Source organism: Methylophaga sp. OBS3, assembly GCF_026319325.1.
Classification (GTDB): Bacteria; Pseudomonadota; Gammaproteobacteria; order Nitrosococcales; family Methylophagaceae; genus Methylophaga.
Window position 1 is genome coordinate 94,213 of sequence record NZ_JAPDMU010000004.1, and the last position, 16,761, is coordinate 110,973.

20 protein-coding genes and 1 tRNA gene are annotated in these 16,761 nt (G+C 44.2%); 10 read left to right on the forward strand and 11 right to left on the reverse strand.

Features of this window, described 5'->3' with window-relative positions; genetic code table 11:
• Positions 1–9: 9 nt before the first annotated feature.
• On the reverse strand, positions 10–837 hold the full coding sequence (locus tag OMP94_RS09440; protein WP_266278041.1) for a DUF2927 domain-containing protein: 828 nt from the start codon (positions 835–837) through the stop codon (positions 10–12).
• Positions 838–1,104: 267 nt separating this feature from the next.
• On the opposite strand from OMP94_RS09440, the gene OMP94_RS09445 reads away from it, so the two are divergent.
• Both OMP94_RS09445 and azu read left to right on the forward strand, forming a co-directional pair.
• Positions 1,105–1,884: a hypothetical protein gene (locus OMP94_RS09445; protein ID WP_266278042.1), complete on the forward strand. Its 780-nt coding sequence runs from the start codon at positions 1,105–1,107 to the stop codon at positions 1,882–1,884.
• A gap of 141 nt (positions 1,885–2,025) precedes the next feature.
• A complete protein-coding gene (azu, locus tag OMP94_RS09450; RefSeq protein WP_266278043.1) occupies positions 2,026–2,475 on the forward strand; it encodes an azurin in 450 nt (149 codons plus the stop codon).
• 81 nt (positions 2,476–2,556) lie between these two features.
• Here the strand turns inward: azu and napH are convergent, their stop codons facing one another.
• The 9 genes from napH to OMP94_RS09495 are packed head-to-tail and all read right to left on the reverse strand — an operon-like array spanning position 2,557 to position 9,420.
• Positions 2,557–3,396 carry a quinol dehydrogenase ferredoxin subunit NapH gene (napH, locus tag OMP94_RS09455; RefSeq protein WP_266278044.1) on the reverse strand — a complete coding sequence of 280 codons (840 nt, stop codon included), beginning with the start codon at positions 3,394–3,396 and terminating at the stop codon, positions 2,557–2,559.
• A gap of 1 nt (position 3,397) precedes the next feature.
• Positions 3,398–4,081, reverse strand: coding sequence for a ferredoxin-type protein NapG (gene napG, locus OMP94_RS09460; RefSeq protein ID WP_266278045.1), 684 nt, complete (start codon positions 4,079–4,081; stop codon positions 3,398–3,400).
• A gap of 34 nt (positions 4,082–4,115) precedes the next feature.
• The gene (locus tag OMP94_RS09465; RefSeq protein ID WP_266278046.1) at positions 4,116–4,478 is read right to left on the reverse strand and encodes a hypothetical protein; all 363 of its coding nucleotides are present in this window, start codon (positions 4,476–4,478) and stop codon (positions 4,116–4,118) included.
• 4 nt (positions 4,479–4,482) lie between these two features.
• Complete coding sequence (mauG, locus tag OMP94_RS09470) at positions 4,483–5,487, reverse strand: tryptophan tryptophylquinone biosynthesis enzyme MauG (protein ID WP_266278047.1); 1,005 nt, start codon at positions 5,485–5,487, stop codon at positions 4,483–4,485.
• Positions 5,488–5,511: 24 nt separating this feature from the next.
• A complete protein-coding gene (mauA, locus tag OMP94_RS09475; protein ID WP_266278048.1) occupies positions 5,512–6,078 on the reverse strand; it encodes a methylamine dehydrogenase (amicyanin) small subunit in 567 nt (188 codons plus the stop codon).
• Between the two features lie 46 nt (positions 6,079–6,124).
• Positions 6,125–6,757, reverse strand: coding sequence for a methylamine dehydrogenase accessory protein MauD (mauD, locus tag OMP94_RS09480; protein ID WP_266278049.1), 633 nt, complete (start codon positions 6,755–6,757; stop codon positions 6,125–6,127).
• Between the two features lie 22 nt (positions 6,758–6,779).
• A complete protein-coding gene (locus tag OMP94_RS09485) occupies positions 6,780–7,328 on the reverse strand; it encodes a MauE/DoxX family redox-associated membrane protein (RefSeq protein WP_266278050.1) in 549 nt (182 codons plus the stop codon).
• A 3-nt stretch (positions 7,329–7,331) separates the two neighbouring features.
• Positions 7,332–8,510: a methylamine dehydrogenase (amicyanin) large subunit gene (gene mauB / locus OMP94_RS09490; protein ID WP_266278051.1), complete on the reverse strand. Its 1,179-nt coding sequence runs from the start codon at positions 8,508–8,510 to the stop codon at positions 7,332–7,334.
• 58 nt (positions 8,511–8,568) lie between these two features.
• A complete protein-coding gene (locus OMP94_RS09495; protein WP_266278052.1) occupies positions 8,569–9,420 on the reverse strand; it encodes a methylamine utilization protein MauF in 852 nt (283 codons plus the stop codon).
• Positions 9,421–9,988: 568 nt separating this feature from the next.
• Between OMP94_RS09495 and OMP94_RS09500 the strand changes: the two genes are divergently transcribed.
• The 5 genes from OMP94_RS09500 to OMP94_RS09520 all read left to right on the forward strand — a co-directional run bounded on the left by OMP94_RS09500 (position 9,989) and on the right by OMP94_RS09520 (position 14,737).
• Positions 9,989–10,990: a helix-turn-helix domain-containing protein gene (locus OMP94_RS09500; RefSeq protein WP_266278053.1), complete on the forward strand. Its 1,002-nt coding sequence runs from the start codon at positions 9,989–9,991 to the stop codon at positions 10,988–10,990.
• Between the two features lie 58 nt (positions 10,991–11,048).
• Positions 11,049–11,261, forward strand: a complete 213-nt coding sequence (gene tatA / locus OMP94_RS09505; RefSeq protein WP_266278054.1) for a Sec-independent protein translocase subunit TatA — start codon at positions 11,049–11,051, stop codon at positions 11,259–11,261.
• Positions 11,262–11,278: 17 nt separating this feature from the next.
• Complete coding sequence (gene tatB, locus OMP94_RS09510) at positions 11,279–11,659, forward strand: Sec-independent protein translocase protein TatB (RefSeq protein ID WP_266278055.1); 381 nt, start codon at positions 11,279–11,281, stop codon at positions 11,657–11,659.
• Positions 11,652–12,392: a twin-arginine translocase subunit TatC gene (tatC, locus tag OMP94_RS09515; protein ID WP_266278056.1), complete on the forward strand. Its 741-nt coding sequence runs from the start codon at positions 11,652–11,654 to the stop codon at positions 12,390–12,392. The genes tatB and tatC overlap by 8 nt, the downstream gene beginning before the upstream one ends.
• Before the next feature lie 242 nt (positions 12,393–12,634).
• Positions 12,635–14,737, forward strand: coding sequence for a methyl-accepting chemotaxis protein (locus tag OMP94_RS09520; protein ID WP_266278057.1), 2,103 nt, complete (start codon positions 12,635–12,637; stop codon positions 14,735–14,737).
• A gap of 29 nt (positions 14,738–14,766) precedes the next feature.
• On the opposite strand, the gene OMP94_RS09525 is transcribed toward OMP94_RS09520, so the two are convergent.
• Positions 14,767–14,843 (reverse strand) — tRNA-Arg (locus OMP94_RS09525).
• 214 nt (positions 14,844–15,057) lie between these two features.
• On the opposite strand from OMP94_RS09525, the gene OMP94_RS09530 reads away from it, so the two are divergent.
• The 3 genes from OMP94_RS09530 (at position 15,058) to OMP94_RS09540 (ending at position 16,747) form a co-directional block, all read left to right on the forward strand.
• The gene (locus OMP94_RS09530) at positions 15,058–15,405 is read left to right on the forward strand and encodes a winged helix-turn-helix domain-containing protein (protein WP_266278058.1); all 348 of its coding nucleotides are present in this window, start codon (positions 15,058–15,060) and stop codon (positions 15,403–15,405) included.
• An 87-nt stretch (positions 15,406–15,492) separates the two neighbouring features.
• Positions 15,493–16,233, forward strand: coding sequence for a hypothetical protein (locus OMP94_RS09535; protein ID WP_266278059.1), 741 nt, complete (start codon positions 15,493–15,495; stop codon positions 16,231–16,233).
• Positions 16,190–16,747, forward strand: a complete 558-nt coding sequence (locus OMP94_RS09540; protein WP_266278060.1) for a hypothetical protein — start codon at positions 16,190–16,192, stop codon at positions 16,745–16,747. Before OMP94_RS09535 ends, OMP94_RS09540 begins: the two co-directional genes overlap by 44 nt.
• Positions 16,748–16,761: the final 14 nt, after the last annotated feature.

Here is a 16,761-nt window from a genome sequence, read left to right on the forward strand (position 1 = left end):
TGTTTCTGCTTAATTTCCCATCAGAGGATAAAGCCCCTGCTCATATACAGCGTGATAAGCTTTTTCTAGCCATTGCTGAAACGCTTTACCTTGCATGACCTGCCGGATAGCTGCTTCGCTTTCTTGCTCGCCCATTCCAGGCTTTAAGGCTGGGTGATAAAGCAGCTTCAATAAGATGTAGTCTAAACCTGATAAAAAATCATCATGACTTAGGTCATTAAAGATTGAAGGAAAAACGGCAGCATCATCATTAGGTAACCCCATAACTTGCGTGAGCTCCTCAACAATACAGGCTAATAATTTGGCATGTGCTCTTGCTCGGTTTACAGGGATTAAAACAACAGCATGCTGAATTTCTCCGCGTTGATTTGCTGTTAAATTAGCGATGCAGACACTGTTCCTGCTGAGCTGTTTAGCAAGTTCTGGGCTTAGGTGTTGTCTAGTTCCGAGATAACTTAGAATCGTGCTTTCTTCAGTAAAAATAATCTGCAAATTAGCACTATGACTGTTGCTGACGGGCTCTATTTGGTGACCAGTTATGGTCGATAGATGCGTTAAATGGATATTGCTAAGTTTTTCGTGAAGTTCTGCATCACCCACGTCATGGTGAAACTGAAATCGAATAGGTGACTGCCATTTTCGTAACTGCGGAGTATGGTCAAGGTATTCGCTGCTGAGTGCAATCCGCTTAAAACTATCGAGGATATAATTTTTATCTTGCCACTCATCAGCAAGACTGACGCTACAAAAAGTTAGTAAAAGACTTAAAAGTAAATGCCAGGCTTTAAAATCTTTAAAGAAGTAGAGACTCCAAGATGATAAATTCTTGTGTGTCATTAATTTGATTGCCGAGAAATTTTTAAATATGAACATAAGGTTATCGTAAATCGCTAGCCAAAATAAATTAAAAGCATGACTAACTCAGACATATCAATTTCTTAAATTTATTTTATGAATAGCTATAAAAATAATGCATTTAATTAGCAATTTTCAGCAAGAGTTTCAGTAAAGCCTATTCAGTCATATCGCCAAGCATTAATCTTTTTGCCACACCTTTGCGAGAAGGTTTTTTAGCAATAAATTGATAGATGGGCTTTCAAACTGATGACTAACATTGCACTCATTAGTAACTTACCAAACGAGTCACTTAGAAAGAATGGTCAAACAATTCCGGATGTTCAGCTCGATGGGCGAGCTGATTTCTTAATAATGGCTGGAAACATTGATGTACAAGAGCATGGCGTTAAATATGCTGTGCAACAAAGCCAGAAACTCGAATTGCCCGTAATTTATATACTAGGTAGCCAAGAATATTATGGTGCTGACAGTGAGCCGCTATATAGGAAGATTGAACGGGAGATAGCTGGCTCCGAGGTGCATGTACTACATACGAAGTCTGTGGTGATGTCAGATGTCATGTTTATCGGCGCAACACTTTGGACGGACTTTGAACTATTTGGCAGTAGAAGTCGAAACAGAGTACTTAGCCATGCGGCATTTCATCTAGAAGATTTTTACAATATTAAACTTGAGCAAAGAGTGTTTTCGGCTAACCTCACGCCAAGTATTTCTTATGAATGGCATCAACGTGATAAAGACTTCATTCAGACGTCACTTGCTGAAGACTTTGCTGGCAAAAAAGTAGTGATTACCTACCATGCGCCTTCAATGCAATGCATACCCGTTACAGAACAAGATAATTTACTGTCCGCTTGTCATGCTAGTCATTTAGATGGGCTTATTAAAAAGTACCAACCTGATGCATGGTTTTATGGGCAAAGTTCAGCAAATCAATTCCAACTCGGCAAAACAACAATAATTAATAACCCAGTTACAAATTCAAAAAGCCTCGAAGCATACACACCCTTACTAATGCAAATTTAAGGCTTTTTGCTTAAAACGCTGTTTAAGTTTCAGAAAAAATCTATAAGTTCACCTAGTTCGATCCGTGCGCATTTTTGCTACTGGCTTTAAAAAACCGCCATTACACTTGTACTCGCAATTAGTTATTTTTTTGGAGTTAATATGCGTTTTTCTTATTTGTTTATCCCTTTAGCTTTTGCATTGCCAAACTTAGCGAGTGCAAACACATGTGAAGTAGCTGTTTCATCTAATGACTCTTGGGCGTATGACACAAAAGCCATTAGCATTCCTGCTGAATGCAAAGAGTTCACGGTCAATTTCAGCCATAACGGTCAATTATCTAAGGAAGGACTTGGCCATAACTGGGTATTAGCTAAGACCGCAGATGTTAATGCGATTGCTCAAGATGGTGGCACTCAAGGTCTCGAGAATAATTTCTTACCACAAAACGATGCACGTATTATCGCCTCAACACCAATTATTGGTGGTGGTGAAAGTGCCTCAACAACCTTTAAAACCAGTGCATTAGATGCAAACGAAAGTTACACGTTCTTTTGTTCGTTCCCAGGTCATACTTTTATGATGCGTGGCACGGTAAAAGTAGCGCAGTAAAAAACGTTCAGCCTAGCTGAACCAATATCCTCTTGTACTCTTTTATAAAGGTGAGGTGGTTTTCCACCCACCTTTATTTTTTTATTTATGTTTTTTGACCATCCCAACTAAGTCTAGCTTCATCGAAAGTGCTCCCTCATGACATTCATCAAGACAGGCTCCACAACGGGTGCAGTCAACGGAAGTGACTTTCTGAGCCTGCTTTGAAATGACGGGGGCTAATACATGAGGTTCGGGGCATACCGTTATACATCGTGAACAGCTACTAGCATCACATGCTTCGCTTGGTGCCGCCGTCACTTTAAGCCGGCCATAGCGACCGATGAGGCCATAAAAAGCACCCACGGGACATATATGACCACACCAAGCCCGGCGACTTACTAATAAGTCGAACAAAAATAGGGCGCCTAATAACATCGCGCCACTGAGTGAAAACCACACCAGTTCTCGTTGTAATCGTGTGATGGGGTTAATAATTTCCCAGGCAAGACTGCCACTAACAATAGAAAGCGCTAACGATAACGCCAATACCCATAAACGCAGGCTACGGGACAAGCTCATATTGCCTTTGATGTTCAGTTTTTTACGTAACCAATAGGCAAAATCTGTCAGCAGGTTGATAGGGCAGACCCAGCTACAGTAGATGCGGCCGGCCAAAAAAGCATAGAAGCTTGCCACGATGACAGCCCCTAATATCGCCGGCCAAGCTATCAACCATCCAGCCAAAAAAGACTGAAGCAAAATGAATGGATCAGTGAGTTTTAATTCGTTAAACCAAAGGCTGGACGATAAATTACCTTCAGCAATTTTGCCATAACCTGGTATATGAATAATAAATGCTAGAAGGATGGATATTTGCACTATGCGTCGGCTAAGAAGCCATCGGTTCCGGTAAATAGAACGTTTCAAAAACAATCGCATTTTAGTTTCTTCCTACAGCGTTCCTACCAGATAGACCGAGTCCCAACTCTCTAGGTAAAACCCGAATCGCAGCTTCAGATAACACACAATGTTTTTCACAAGTGCCGCAGCCGGTGCATTTATCCGAATGCACAGTAGGAATCAAAAGTTTGCCCGTTTCAGACTGAATAGGTTCTAACGTTATTGCTTCATCACGTATCGGGCAGACTCGCCAGCAGATACTGCAAGTCATGCCTTTGTAGTTAAGACAGGTCTCGTGATCTACCAGCACAGCCACACCCATATCGGCTTTTTTTATATCGGTCATATGCCGATCTAAAGCGCCGGTTGGGCAGGCTTTTGCACAAGGAATATCAGTGCACATTCGGCATGGCTCTTCCCTCGCAATAAAGTAGGGTGTGCCCTGGGGGGCCGGGTCAGCCCAGCTAGCTAACTTGAGAATATCGTAAGGACAGTCATCTACACATAAGCCACAACGTATACATTGTGAGTCAAAAGCCAGATCGGGTAAGGCGCCTGGAGGTCTGAGCGCCTCTGCGGCACGGGCTGGCCGGGATAAAATCATTGATTGACCAACCATTGTGCCAACCACAACCATTCCAAAGCGTTTAAAGATGTTTCGAAACGTCTCTCGCTTGGTGGGATCTTCTAGTTTGGTTTTATATCGCTGTACCTTGTCATCCATTGTTAAGCTCCTTCAGGTACGCTGTAAATAAACGCTAAGGAGAAACGGTCATTTCTGCTTTGATGATCGGGTGAATCCAGCATTGCAGAAGAAAATCGCCTGCCGTAGGAATAATCCAAGTGACCGTTGCATTTGGCAGCTGGACGCCAAGATTGACAACGCTGCCATCTGGGTAGGTGACGTAAATACTATGGGCAATATCTGACCGGTTGGTAATGAGCACCATATCGTTTACCTTGGGGGTAAAGGTCCAGTCTTCAAAGTCATGGTGTGTCAGTGACAGGTGCCGAACGATTGGTTCTGATGTATCGGGTTGCTCGGCATGTGTTACACCACCAAGCAAAGCGCCGAAGATCAGCGTTAGCCTAATAAGCAAAACCTTTAAATCTTTAAACATGCCATTACTCCTTGGGTAATCGCGGAGGTTTAACCGCTAATGGACCACCATCAAGGGTTTTCAGAAACGCGATAAGATTGGCTCTTTGCTGCTCGCTAAGCACAAAAGGCTTCATCTCTTTAGATAAGCTGGCGCGTTTAATACCGCCGTCTTCATAATGTTTAATCACTTCTTCTAGGTTAGACATAGAGCCGTTATGCATAAAAGGACCGTTTTCAGGAAGGTCTCGTAAGGTCGGCGTTTTAAATGCATGTTGCATGATGGTCACTTCAGCCGGAACGTGTTTACCACGCCCCAGATCTGGGCTATCAAGGCCGATATCATGAAAACTATCGTCAGTGAACCGCCAAGACTTATGACAGGCAGCGCATTGCGCTTTACCGTTAAATATTTCAAAGCCACGCTGTGCACTTGGACTAATGGCTTGCTCATCACCGTCAACCCAGCGGTCAAAGCTTGATTTATTTGAAATTAAGGTGCGTTGGAAAGTCGCCAATGCCATTGCAATACGCTCTGTTGTGATTTCGGTATCACCATAAGCAGCTTTAAATAAAGGCTGATATCCCTTAATTTCGGCGAGTCTTTGAACCAGCTCTTGCATGCTGTAGTTCATTTCATGTGGCGTTGTTATTGGCAGTACGGCTTGTGCTTCTAGTGAGTTGGCTCGGCCATCCCACATTAGCGCGGAAAGCCATGCACTATTGAGAACCGTTGGTGAACGCCGTGGTTGTTCTAGATTTTCTGAACCAATTGGTACCTTGCGGCCATCGCTCCAGCGATGGGCTGGTGAATGGCAAGTCGCACAAGAGATGCCTTTATCGCGAGATAAACGCGTGTCAAAAAATAAGGTTTTCCCCAATGTGGTTTTTTCTACGCTAAGGGGATTTGTCGATGGGGTTGGAATACTCTCGGGACGTTGGAATTCAGCCCGATTGGTAACGTCATCTGCCAGACTGACATGCACGGAAAATACCGTGCATGCCAACATGACGAGGCTTCTAATTTTCATACTTAAAGAATGCCTCTAACCGCTTTAGCTGGCTTTACCAACTACTGGTGAGATCGTGCAGTGATAAGTCATATCATCATTTTCTGCACCAAAGCACCATACGATGTCGTTTGAGAACTCTGGACGGTAAACTGGCAGTTCACCTTCAGTGTTCAAACACGCACATTGACCACACGTTTGTTTACCACAGCAGTCACGGTAAGCGATGAGATACGTCTGACCATCACCTGGGTTGTAGCAACTCGCCACCCAAGAACTTGGGGATAAGCTGGTACCAGGAGGACATGAAGTCAATGTACCACCACAGCAATCACAGACGTTACCGTCGATAGAACAGTGACGCCAGTAATCACATGCTTGTGGATCTTGATCTTGAGGTGTCCAACCCGCTCTTAAAACATCACCACCTGATGCTGACGCTGCATGCGCTTCTTTCAGGCGTCCACGGCGGTCTACTGGAAGCAGTGGTAACAAGGTTGCACCAACCAATAAGCCACCCAATTTACCGACGAAACCACGACGACCTGTTTTGTTGGCGGTACGACGGCTCAGTTTTTCAATCGCTGCATCAAATCCTAATTTCTTTGTCATTTGCCTTCTCCGTTTCTATTTATTTAGGGCTCTATCTGGTCAATGCTTAGTGCAGGTGTTCGCCAACAGTCACTTCTTTTGCAGTAGAGCTGTCTTTTAAGTAGCTCTGTAAAGAAGCGTGGCCGAGTCGAACTGTTTCGAACAGGCTTTCAACATGCTCGCGAGTGTTGCAAAGGCCTTTGCCTTTGATAACACCATCTGCATCCAGTAGAACGCCGTATGGCACTTTAGAAATTTGGTATCGCATACCAATTTCAGGGGAGTTAATGTAAAGCTCGCCTTTCAGTGGGTGATTACTCAGGAATTCACGATGTTCCGCTGCAGTACCGTCACTAATCAGAATCACATCAGCGCCTTCTGCCGCAGCAACATCACGAATGATAGGAAGCAACTTGGCACAAACAGGACAAGAAGGGCCGGTGAACATCAATAGACTTGGATGGCCTTTGGTAACGGCACGACCAACCAGTACATCTTTTCCATCGGTGAATGTTTTAACGTTGAATACTGGTGACTTCTGGCCAATTTCAGGGCCATGGTCGACCATCATTGCGCCCAGCGGTGCTGAACGTTCATGCAAAAGACCAATTTGTCGGATAACACCAACCATTAGTGCTGCCAGTGCTAGGAAAGAGGCCCAAAGCAACACGTTTGAAGCAATAAGAATATCGAAGGTCATAATAAATTTTCCTTACTAAAAATTAGGTTCTTGATTCACGGGAGTTTGGTAAACCCACCATCACATCAGCGGCGATATAGAGCATGGCCAGCAGCGCTGCCGATGCAATACCGATTAGCCAAGAGGCGAGGGAAATGGTTGAAATTTCCAGTGAACTTAAAGCGATGTAAATGCTAACGCCGGCAAGCAATAAGGCACGTAGGACATGAAACATGCCGATACGGCTTTTACTCGTTGGACGACGAACACAACCACAATCAATGTGAGTGCGTCCTCTACCGACGTTAATTGCTAATGCCATAGCAAACACAACAAACAAGCCAACCGCTACCCAAGCTGCCATTTCACGAAGTTGTGGAATCATCAGTGCAGCAGCACAGACTAATTCCACTACGGGCAATGTTCTTGCTACCGGCGCCACCAAAAATTCTGGCAACAAACGGTAGTTTTCGACGACGCCTTGGAACTCATCTAGACTTCTGAGCTTGGATACAGCGGCCACAAGGAGTACTAGCCCCACAAAAAGTGTGGCTAGTACTGACAAAGCAGGATCGTTAATTAACCAGCTCATAACTTACTCACTATCCTGAGGCAGAGTAAGAATGTGCGGGTAGCGACCTAAATTGCCGATTTCTGCAATTTGTTTGCCCGTTTTTGCATCAAAGGTGTACATCGTTCTTTCACCGGCTGACACAGCAAACAGATAAGGATTGTCATCTTGGCTAACAGCAATCGAATCGATTTCATGTTTTAGCTCAATACGACGAAGACGCTTACCTGTATTGGCATCAACCACGAAGACATAACGACTTGGTGATTTGTGAGTCCAATCACCACGTTGATCAGCCAGTAGGTACAATTCATTACTGTCGTTATGAATGGTAACCAACTGCCAACCACCTGGACGCCATTTTTCTGCTTTCTCTTTTTCAGTGAAAACATCAATCGGCTCCATGAACTTGGCACCATCAGCCGATAATGTTGCTTGATAAATACGGCCTTCATAGTCAGGCCATGCCAAGCGGTTTGTCACATCGGAGTAATAAGGTTCGTTAACCAGATAACTATCTTCTGGATGGAAAACCTTGCTGTGAGTCTGAGTTGAGTTACCCTCATCGTCATACTTGATTTTCATCATTGAACCATCACGACAGTGCATATACACGTTCTGTTCAGGTGCTGGGAACAGGTGGTAGCAATCTGGCGTATCCATCATTTTGACGAACTTGTTTTTCTCCAGATCAACCAGACCGACAGCCGGTACAGGTGAGAACTGTTGGAACAACATATGTTTATCGTCAGTACTCAGTGTTGCCATGTGTGTAAAGACAGCAGTCAAGAAGCGACCTTCTGGAATGTCGATATCAGCAGTGACATTGTGAGTCTGCGTATCAAACACTTCGATATAGTCGTTACGCTGACCACGGGCAATACGGTCATACCAAGTATTGGCAACGGCCATAAATTTGCCTTTATCACCGACTAATACGTGAGGCAATTTACCGGCATCCACCATACCCAGAATTTTGTTGTTATTACCGTCGATAGTGAAGACCTGAGAAGTCATCTGGAAATGGCCCGGGTCGGTAACGTAAACCCGTTTTGAGTCACTTGCAGGTGCAACTTCGATCGACTGTTGTTCAATGGTAATCTCAGCAAATGCTGGTAGAGTCGTTGCCATCAGCGCCGCTGCAGCAATACTGCCTGCAAGAGACTGATGTCCACGCTTTGCTTTTAAGTTAAATATAGTCATTTCTCCTCCAAATTATTCTTTGGTTTATTAAGCGTTAAGGATTAAGTTTCGCCAGTGTTTACAACGTCAGCATGGTGATGGCCGCTGCGCCGCATGACAGTAGGAGGAACCCATCCAGTTCAACAGCACGTTCCTGCCATTTCGCCAACCAGGCCTGAACAGACTGGTTAGTGATTGGCAAAAAGTTCACCGCAACAGGCAGAGAGCGCCCGATGTTGAAGATGGCGATGATTGTGATTGCTGTAGTGATATCTGCACTCAGCAATGCAGCACCGGTCACGATGTATAAGATCGGTGTCTGTACGTATGTCAGGTAATTCATCCCCAGTGCATAGCCATACAGCAGGCCAATCGTGGATGAACGAAAACGCAGGCGTGCATCATGTGGCACTTGTGCTCGGCGTTGTGGGTAAGGCATTTTCATAAAGCCAAGTTGATGGGCGCCATAACCAATAGCGAGTACAGCTAAGCCAATAACCATGTAGCTAAAAGCCAGTTGTTCGAAAAAGAAAGCGCCTACGAGACCCAAGCCGCCACCCAGCATTAACGCGCCAATAGCGTAACCAAGGGCATGCGTAAGAAATGTTGGGGTCCAGCGAGTTACTGAACTAAAAGAATATTTTCCAGCCGGTCTCAATAAACTCAGGCTGGAATAACCACAAGGTGACCAAGTAGAGAGCAAGCCACCAATAAAGGTCAAAACCAGAAAGAGGCTTGTTAACGCTGTCGGCATTTGTGTGCTGAACAACAAGCCAAAAGTCACACCAGCTGCAATCGCTGAAGCCATAATCAGCAAACGTGCGCGAGTTGACTTTGACTCTGAAAAACTGATGGCATCTGGCACACAGGCCACGTTGTTGTTCACGGTGGATGTCTGGCCATAATTGCCAGCGTGGATATCTGAACTCACTCTCTCCTCCTCGGACCTATGGTCACTTGTTGTTGATGAAATAATTTCGTAACAACTATAGCCAGCCGAAAAGTGAGGGCCGTATCAAAAACTGGCATTGCAGTATCAAGATGGCGAATTGGGGAGAGGGTGTTGCCGATTTTTGCTATCAATTCTCCATAAAGCTGGAACTTTGAATGGATGGCTAGGCTGGCGAAGCTCTATTTTTGCCTATGAAAAGAGGCTTTGCGTTTTTCGGACTTTATAAATTCAACCTTTACACACTGAGTTTTTCGTTTTTTAAACAAGGTGTTGCTACTTAATAAGTGGTTTCATACATATTTAGATTTGTTTGGAAACAGTTGGCACAGTGCATTTTTACTAGCGCTAGTCTAACGCCTAGAGATTGAGATCGTTCATAGGGGAGAACAATGTTGCCGATTTATACTATTTGAGTTCAAAAAAAGACCTATTATGGTGTTAACCAGTGGTAGGCCCGACAAAAAATATTACTATGGGCATACTAGGACTTTTCTAATAAAAACAATAGAGTCCGCCATCTCGGCATCTGGTTGAGAGGGAGAGAAATATGAACGAAGAAAAGATATGGGTAGATAATCACCAACCATTTGAGATCCAGTCAGTCAGTAGCAACTTATCAGATGTTTTAGAGCAAGCTGCTGCTTTACCTATGTGGTCTCAGGACTATACGCAGCTGGATAAAGGGCAGTTTTCCGGTTCCGTTACTAGCGTGGCTTGCCATGGTGTACAGGTTTTTCGAGAAGCGATGAATCGTTCTGTCGATGAGCTTGCGAGTGCGCCACCGGATAGTTACGTCATCGGATTGCCGACAATTGTGGAAGGTGAGGCGCTGTGGTGTGGCAATAAGTTAAGTAAAAATTGCCTCATTACATTAGATAAAGGTGACGAGTTACTTTTTAGAACTTCTCACTCATCTGAAATCACGGCGGCAGTCATTCCTGCTCAACAACTCGAAGAATATGCTGAGCGTGTGGAAAAGGTAAGTCTACGGCCAGTGATGAGCAAAGTGAACCCAGTGGAAACGTTACCACCCGCTATACAAAGTCGGCTCTTGGCAACGTTATATATAGGTACAGAGCATCTGGCAAAAAACATCAAAGACGGCGTCTGTCATCAAAACAGTTGGCGTCAGTTCGAGGATAGTGTGCTGAGTATCTGTGTGCAGGCTATGACCACAGCAAGTAACAACAATGGTCGGCATCACGAATACCGTGTGCACCGTTATATTGTGAAAAGCGTCCGTGAGTTAACTCTCACACAGCACTGTGATCCAATTACCATCGGCGATATTTGCACTGCACTCAATATTAGTCGCCGGACGCTTAACCATGCCTTTCAGCAAGTGCTCGGCATCACCCCGGTTGCTTATATGCGTAACATCCGTTTGCACAAAATTAGAGCCGAACTTCAGTACCAATCTGAGCAAGTGAGCAATATCGCCTGTGTCGCTTCGCATTGGGGATTTTGGCATATGAGTTTATTTGCACGTTATTACCGAGAGTTATTTGGTGAGTGTCCAAGCGAAACGCTTGAGCGGTCACGTCACTGAGTCTATGTGAGACTTTTTTAGACTCCAATTTTCCAAATTATATTGAGGAGACAAATTCATGGGTTCGTTCAGCATTTGGCATTGGCTGGTTGTGTTGCTGGTGGTTGCACTTGTTTTTGGCACCAAAAAATTACGCAATTTAGGTGGTGATTTAGGTGGTGCCGTTAAGGGGTTTAAGCAGGCCATGAATGAAGAGCAAAACGCTGGCGTTATTGAGCATGCTGTCAACGAAAACGACAGTGTGAATAACCAAGCTAAACAGAAAATTTAAAACCAGCCTGGCTTGCTATGTTTAATATCGCCTTTCCAGAACTTGTTGTGATCCTGTTGGTTGCGCTGATTGTCATTGGCCCCGATAAGCTTCCAAAGGTAGCGCACACGTTAGGGCTGATGGTGGGGCGAATGCAACGCTTTATGAGTGCTGTTAAAAATGACCTCGACCAAGAGTTGAAAAATAACGATCTGCTTCGTTTGCAAGAAGAGCTAAAACACCAGCAAGAAGGCCTAAACGAAGAGCTTCGCAGAGGTATGAAACCGGTTGCAGATGTGATTCGACGTTCTGAAGCAGAAGTCGCAGAAACAATACAAACCACTTCAATTCAGCCTGTCTATACAAAAGCAAAACAGCCAACAGCGACGATCAAATCTGAGGGGGCGACCTATGAGTAGCAAAGAAGAGTTTCTAGGTCATTTACTGGAGCTTCGTAACCGCTTACTAAAAATCGTGGTTGGTATCTTTGTGGTGATGCTGGCACTGGTGCCATTTGCGAATGATATTTATCAGTTTTTAGCGAGCCCTTTATTGCTGGCTTTGCCTGATGGGGGGCAAATGATTGCCACGGAAGTCACTACGCCTTTCTTTGTGCCACTAAAAGTCGTGATGTTGGCTGCATTTATCATTTCATCGCCATATACCCTCTATCAAATCTGGGCTTTCATAGCGCCCGGCTTATATGCCAATGAGCGTCATCTGGTTGCGCCATTAGTGATTTCTAGTGTTTTTCTTTTCCTGTGTGGGATGGCTTTTGCCTATTTTTTAGTTTTTCCTGTCGTGTTTGGTTTTATTACTAGTACAGCACCAGATGGGGTCGCCGTGATGACCGATATCGGTAAATATTTAGACTTTACGATTAGTCTGTTTATCGCGTTTAGTCTGGCATTCGAAACGCCTGTAGCAGTCGTACTTATGGTGACTGCGGGCATGGTGAGTGTTGTTGCTCTGAAACAAGCTCGTTCGTATGTGATTGTGGGGGCGTTTGTTATCGGTGCGATTATTACGCCCCCGGATATTATTTCTCAGTTTATGTTGGCGATACCGATTTGGATGTTGTACGAAATTGGCATCTTGGTCGCGAGTGTCATTGAACAAAAAAAACATCATCAGTATGAACATCAATCTTAAGCAATACCTTCAAGCCGCCAAGTAGACTGAAGATTGAAGTGATTAAGGTTCTAAAACTTTCGGTATCAAAAGGTTAGTGTGACCTTGTTGAAAACCCAAACTATTAAAAATACATCTAGCAAAATTTAAGTTAATTGCACTGCAATAAAAAATGTGACAGCTTTGCTCACCATTATCGGAAACTCTCAGACAAGCTCGCGCTCCAACCAGAGTTCGGTAAATGACATCTCGGGAGTTAAAGAATGCATTTTTCGATTCAACAACGTTTCAGCATATGGGCTGGTCTAGGCCTACTAAGCGTTGTGTTGATGGCTGTCATTGTTGGTTTATGGCAGTTTGACAAGATCAAGCAGACTATTGCTAATCAAAGCTATGACGTTACTCGCAGCCAAGTTGAAGATTATCTTCGCGTGTTGGCAAGTGATACGTCTACAGACCTATCCATGCCCCTCCAATCCGCCATGCAAGCTATCCAAGCGACGGCGGCTGCAATGCAGGCTGTTGTTAACACTGACAGCAACCTAGATAAACGGACTTTAGCTATCAAAATTCTTGAGCAAACATTGGCCGAGCATCCTGATTTTCTTGGAACCTATGTGGCTTTTGAGACTGATAAATTTGATGGTGAAGATGAGCTTGCTAATCGCAGTTCGGGGAGTGACGAGACAGGACGATTTATGCCTTATGTGACTAGGGCTGATAATGGTTTTAGATTGTCCTTGCTTGAAGGTTTAGAGAGTAAAGAGCTGGATCAAAATGGTATTCGTCTGGGGGAATATTATCTTTGCTCCAAGGAAAGTGCGGAAAGCTGCATTATCGATCCCTATCTTTATCCAGTAGGCGATGAAAATGTCTTGTTGAGCAGTCTGGTGGCTCCGATCAAGCATGGTGGGGAATTTATTGGTATTGCTGGTGTAGATATCTCTGTCAGTTTTCTGCAATCAGTTATCACTGATGTTGATTGGGGACTCTACAACGGTCAGGGGCATGTTTTGCTGGTCAGTCCAAAAGGCATTATTTCAGGCCATAGCCAACAGCCAGACCTAGTTGGACAGAACCTGAGTGTGTTAGAAGCTTCTTTGCGTGACAATCTTAAAGAAGCGGCCATCAGTGGTGAAACCAAGATCATTAACGAACAGAATCAATTCATCGTTCTTAAGCCGTTTTATCTATCAGATAACGGACAGCGTTGGGTGGCTTATTTAGAAGTCCCCGAAGAGATTGTTATGGAAGATGTGGCCAAACAGAAACAGTTTTTAGCGGCCGCACAAACTCAGTTTATAACCGCAACGACCGTACTGGGATTATTGCTGTCATTACTCGGTGTGGTGACGATATGGTTGGTTGCACGTAAGAGTATTCGGCCCTTGTCTGAAATGACTACTTTAGTAGCTTCAATTGCCGAAGGTGAAGGCGATCTGACGCAGCGTTTAAATATCAGCTATCGAGATGAAACTGGCAAGTTATCAAGTTTGCTTAATACCTTTATCGAAAAGTTACAGAGCTTGGTCCAACAGCTTTTGCCTGTCGCTAAGGATGTGAGTGCCTTATCCGCTGAAGGACGTAATATCAGTGTGGAAACCAGTGTTCAGATGCTGGAGCAGGAGGGGCTTATTCAAGATATGGTTCTTGCGATGAGTGAAATGGCTGCTTCTGCACAGCAAATTGCTGTAAATGCTGAGCGAACGGCGCAAGCAGTCCAACAAATCAATGATACAACCACCGCAGGTTCTGAAGTTGTTAAGAAAAAAGCTGAGTCGATTAATCGAGTCAGTGATTCGATGCTTCAATCTGAGACTGCGTTACAAAAACTGGAACAAAATAGCCAAGATATTTTGAAGGTATTAGCGGTTATTGAGAACATCGCCAAAGAAACAAATGACATTGCCATTCAAGTAGCGGCTGAGGCAAATGCCAATGAAAGCACGTCAAGTTTTTCGGCAATTTCTGAGCAGGTCAAAACATTGGCAAACCATACTCAGCAGGCAACAGCTGACATTCAACAAAAACTTACTGTGCTTCAGCAAAGCAATCAGCAGGTTGCAGAGGTGATACAGGCTAGTGGTCAACATTTGACCGCGACGGTCGTGCTCACCCAGCAAGCTGAGTCTATGTTGAATGAAATCCATCAAGCGATTGAAGAGGTTATGGAGATGACGTTGCAAATTGCCGCTGCTACAGATGAGCAAAGTGCTGTCTGTGAGGAAGTTAGCCATAACCTTTCAGAGGTTTCACGATTGGTAAATAAGACAAGCAATGGCGCTCAGAAACTGCGTGGTGTTGGTAACGAATTGGACGAGGCTGCAAGTAAATTGCAAAGAAGACTATCTCGGTTCAAAGTCTAAGACTAGGACTTTAATTTTGAAGTAAAAAATGGCGCGCCTGACAGGAATTGAACCTGTGACCTTCGGCTTCGGAAACCGACACTCTATCCAACTGAGCTACAGGCGCGTAATGAGGAAAGGTTTTGCAAACCCTAACCTTTATGCGGGGTTGCATTATACGCGCGAAGGTCTATACCTGCCAGAGAAATTGATTTTCTCAAGGTGAGCATTCCAGACATATCAAGTGAAAGATTCACATTTTATTGATAACCAGGCGAACATAATATGCAATAAAATACATGTATGATGTCGTTCCTTAAAAACCATTGAGAACATTAATAATGACTAAATCTGTCAGCATAAAAATTCGTTTTCATAATGATGATTTTGTTGCCATCGGGCCGGGAAAAGCAGACTTGCTTGAAGCGATCAATGTTCATGGTTCTATCTCTGCTGCTGGCAGAGCAATGGGGATGTCATATAAACGTGCCTGGGATTTGGTCAAAGCAATGAATAATGGTTTTACCAAACCGTTGGTTGAAACTGTTAAAGGCGGCAGTAATGGTGGTGGCGCAACAGTTACTGAGTTAGGCCAATCGGTATTAGAAAACTACCGTCAGATTGAACAAAAAGCTTCGCACGCTGTAGAAGCCGATCTGCTTCGTATCCAAGAATTAATGGCCTCATAAATAAAATACGCACAAGCAAGGGTTTATTTACACCCATCGCTATATGTGTTGGAATATTCCGCTTATCCCATCCGGTAAACCTGAAGTATGTCTAACAAACTTTTTATAGGTATTGATGACACCGACAATTTAGAGAGTCGGGGAACAGGTTTTCACGCTCGTTCACTTTGTGCCGCTATTAATGAAAATGGTTTAGGTCGTTGTAGATATGTAACGCGCCACCAGCTCTTAATGAGCCCTTTGGTGCCATTTACTTCCCACAATAGTGCGGCTTGCTTGGTGGTGGAGTCTCCTAATTCTTTAGGTGATATTGAATCACTGTGCAAAACCTACTTACTGAAAAATAGTGCCGAAGGTTCAGATGCTGGTCTTTGCTTATTACCGTATGAAAATTTTGACCTAACTCTTTCAAGGTTTGGCGTGCTTTGTAAGCATCGTGTTGTGACACAAGCAGACGCAAGAGCGCTGGCTCAACAGTCACAAATCGGTTTGTTTGGCTTAACGGGTACTGAAGATGGTGTGATTGGCGCGCTCGCTGCGGCTTCACTTTGTGCATCAGGTAATGATGGGCGTTTGCTTTGGCTAGAAGGAATGCGTGATCACGCTGAGCAAACACTAAGCCTAGAGACTTTACAGCAATCTGTTGATATCCCTGTCGTACAAAACCTTGAAGGTGCTGTTTTACGTGATCCGCAAAGTCAAATAGTGATGGGAAGTTGGCCGCGTGCTATTTGGCTAAATGGCGAACCTTGTTTAATCGTTGAACCTGTTGAGGAACAAAGCAATGTCTGGCAAGTTGCTGCAAAAAACTATCTCAAACAGTTCTGATTTACTGCAATCAGATCGCGTTCGGCATGTGCTGATATTTTTTGCTGGTGCCATGGCGATGGTGCTGCATGAGACTTTTAGGTTTGGTCTAGAACTGCCGGGCAGACAAGGGCTGACTCTGATGGCAATCATGATTTTTGTTCGCTGCAGTGCCCCTTATGCTTATACCGCAACGCTTGCAGGGGCTGGTGGCTTGGTAGCGGCATTGGTTGTTCGTAATAATCCAGAAGCCGCGGTGATTATGATCAGTCAAGGTTTCCTGCTTGATCTCAGCTATCGTGCATTATCCAGAAATCTCTCAATGCTGTGGTTACTGCCGCTGGCTGCCGGTGTTATTCACATGGTCAAACCATTATTTAAGTTTGGTTTAATTATCATGGCTGGCGCAGAAGAAAATACCTTCAGACATGGATTAGGTTATCCATTTATTACGCACTTCCTATTTGGTTGTGTTGGCGGTTTAATCGGCTTTATGGCTTGGCTTAGCCTTAAAAAACAACAAAAATTAAAATAATAAGAGGGTTAAAA

Bases quoted from the DNA above. Each gene is read 5' to 3' on its own strand.
- OMP94_RS09535 (WP_266278059.1), top strand. From the start codon at position 15,493: ATGTCTAACAAACTTTTTATAGGTATTGATGACACCGACAATTTAGAG.
- OMP94_RS09520 (WP_266278057.1), top strand. From the start codon at position 12,635: ATGCATTTTTCGATTCAACAACGTTTCAGCATATGGGCTGGTCTAGGC.
- mauB (WP_266278051.1), bottom strand. From the start codon at position 8,510: ATGACTATATTTAACTTAAAAGCAAAGCGTGGACATCAGTCTCTTGCA.
- OMP94_RS09440 (WP_266278041.1), bottom strand. From the start codon at position 837: ATGACACACAAGAATTTATCATCTTGGAGTCTCTACTTCTTTAAAGAT.
- mauD (WP_266278049.1), bottom strand. From the start codon at position 6,757: ATGACCTTCGATATTCTTATTGCTTCAAACGTGTTGCTTTGGGCCTCT.
- tatB (WP_266278055.1), top strand. From the start codon at position 11,279: ATGTTTAATATCGCCTTTCCAGAACTTGTTGTGATCCTGTTGGTTGCG.
- azu (WP_266278043.1), top strand. From the start codon at position 2,026: ATGCGTTTTTCTTATTTGTTTATCCCTTTAGCTTTTGCATTGCCAAAC.
- OMP94_RS09465 (WP_266278046.1), bottom strand. From the start codon at position 4,478: ATGTTTAAAGATTTAAAGGTTTTGCTTATTAGGCTAACGCTGATCTTC.
- napH (WP_266278044.1), bottom strand. From the start codon at position 3,396: ATGCGATTGTTTTTGAAACGTTCTATTTACCGGAACCGATGGCTTCTT.
- OMP94_RS09485 (WP_266278050.1), bottom strand. From the start codon at position 7,328: ATGAGCTGGTTAATTAACGATCCTGCTTTGTCAGTACTAGCCACACTT.
- OMP94_RS09530 (WP_266278058.1), top strand. From the start codon at position 15,058: ATGACTAAATCTGTCAGCATAAAAATTCGTTTTCATAATGATGATTTT.
- napG (WP_266278045.1), bottom strand. From the start codon at position 4,081: ATGGATGACAAGGTACAGCGATATAAAACCAAACTAGAAGATCCCACC.
- mauA (WP_266278048.1), bottom strand. From the start codon at position 6,078: ATGACAAAGAAATTAGGATTTGATGCAGCGATTGAAAAACTGAGCCGT.
- OMP94_RS09445 (WP_266278042.1), top strand. From the start codon at position 1,105: ATGACTAACATTGCACTCATTAGTAACTTACCAAACGAGTCACTTAGA.
- tatA (WP_266278054.1), top strand. From the start codon at position 11,049: ATGGGTTCGTTCAGCATTTGGCATTGGCTGGTTGTGTTGCTGGTGGTT.
- mauG (WP_266278047.1), bottom strand. From the start codon at position 5,487: ATGAAAATTAGAAGCCTCGTCATGTTGGCATGCACGGTATTTTCCGTG.
- OMP94_RS09500 (WP_266278053.1), top strand. From the start codon at position 9,989: ATGAACGAAGAAAAGATATGGGTAGATAATCACCAACCATTTGAGATC.
- OMP94_RS09540 (WP_266278060.1), top strand. From the start codon at position 16,190: ATGTCTGGCAAGTTGCTGCAAAAAACTATCTCAAACAGTTCTGATTTA.
- tatC (WP_266278056.1), top strand. From the start codon at position 11,652: ATGAGTAGCAAAGAAGAGTTTCTAGGTCATTTACTGGAGCTTCGTAAC.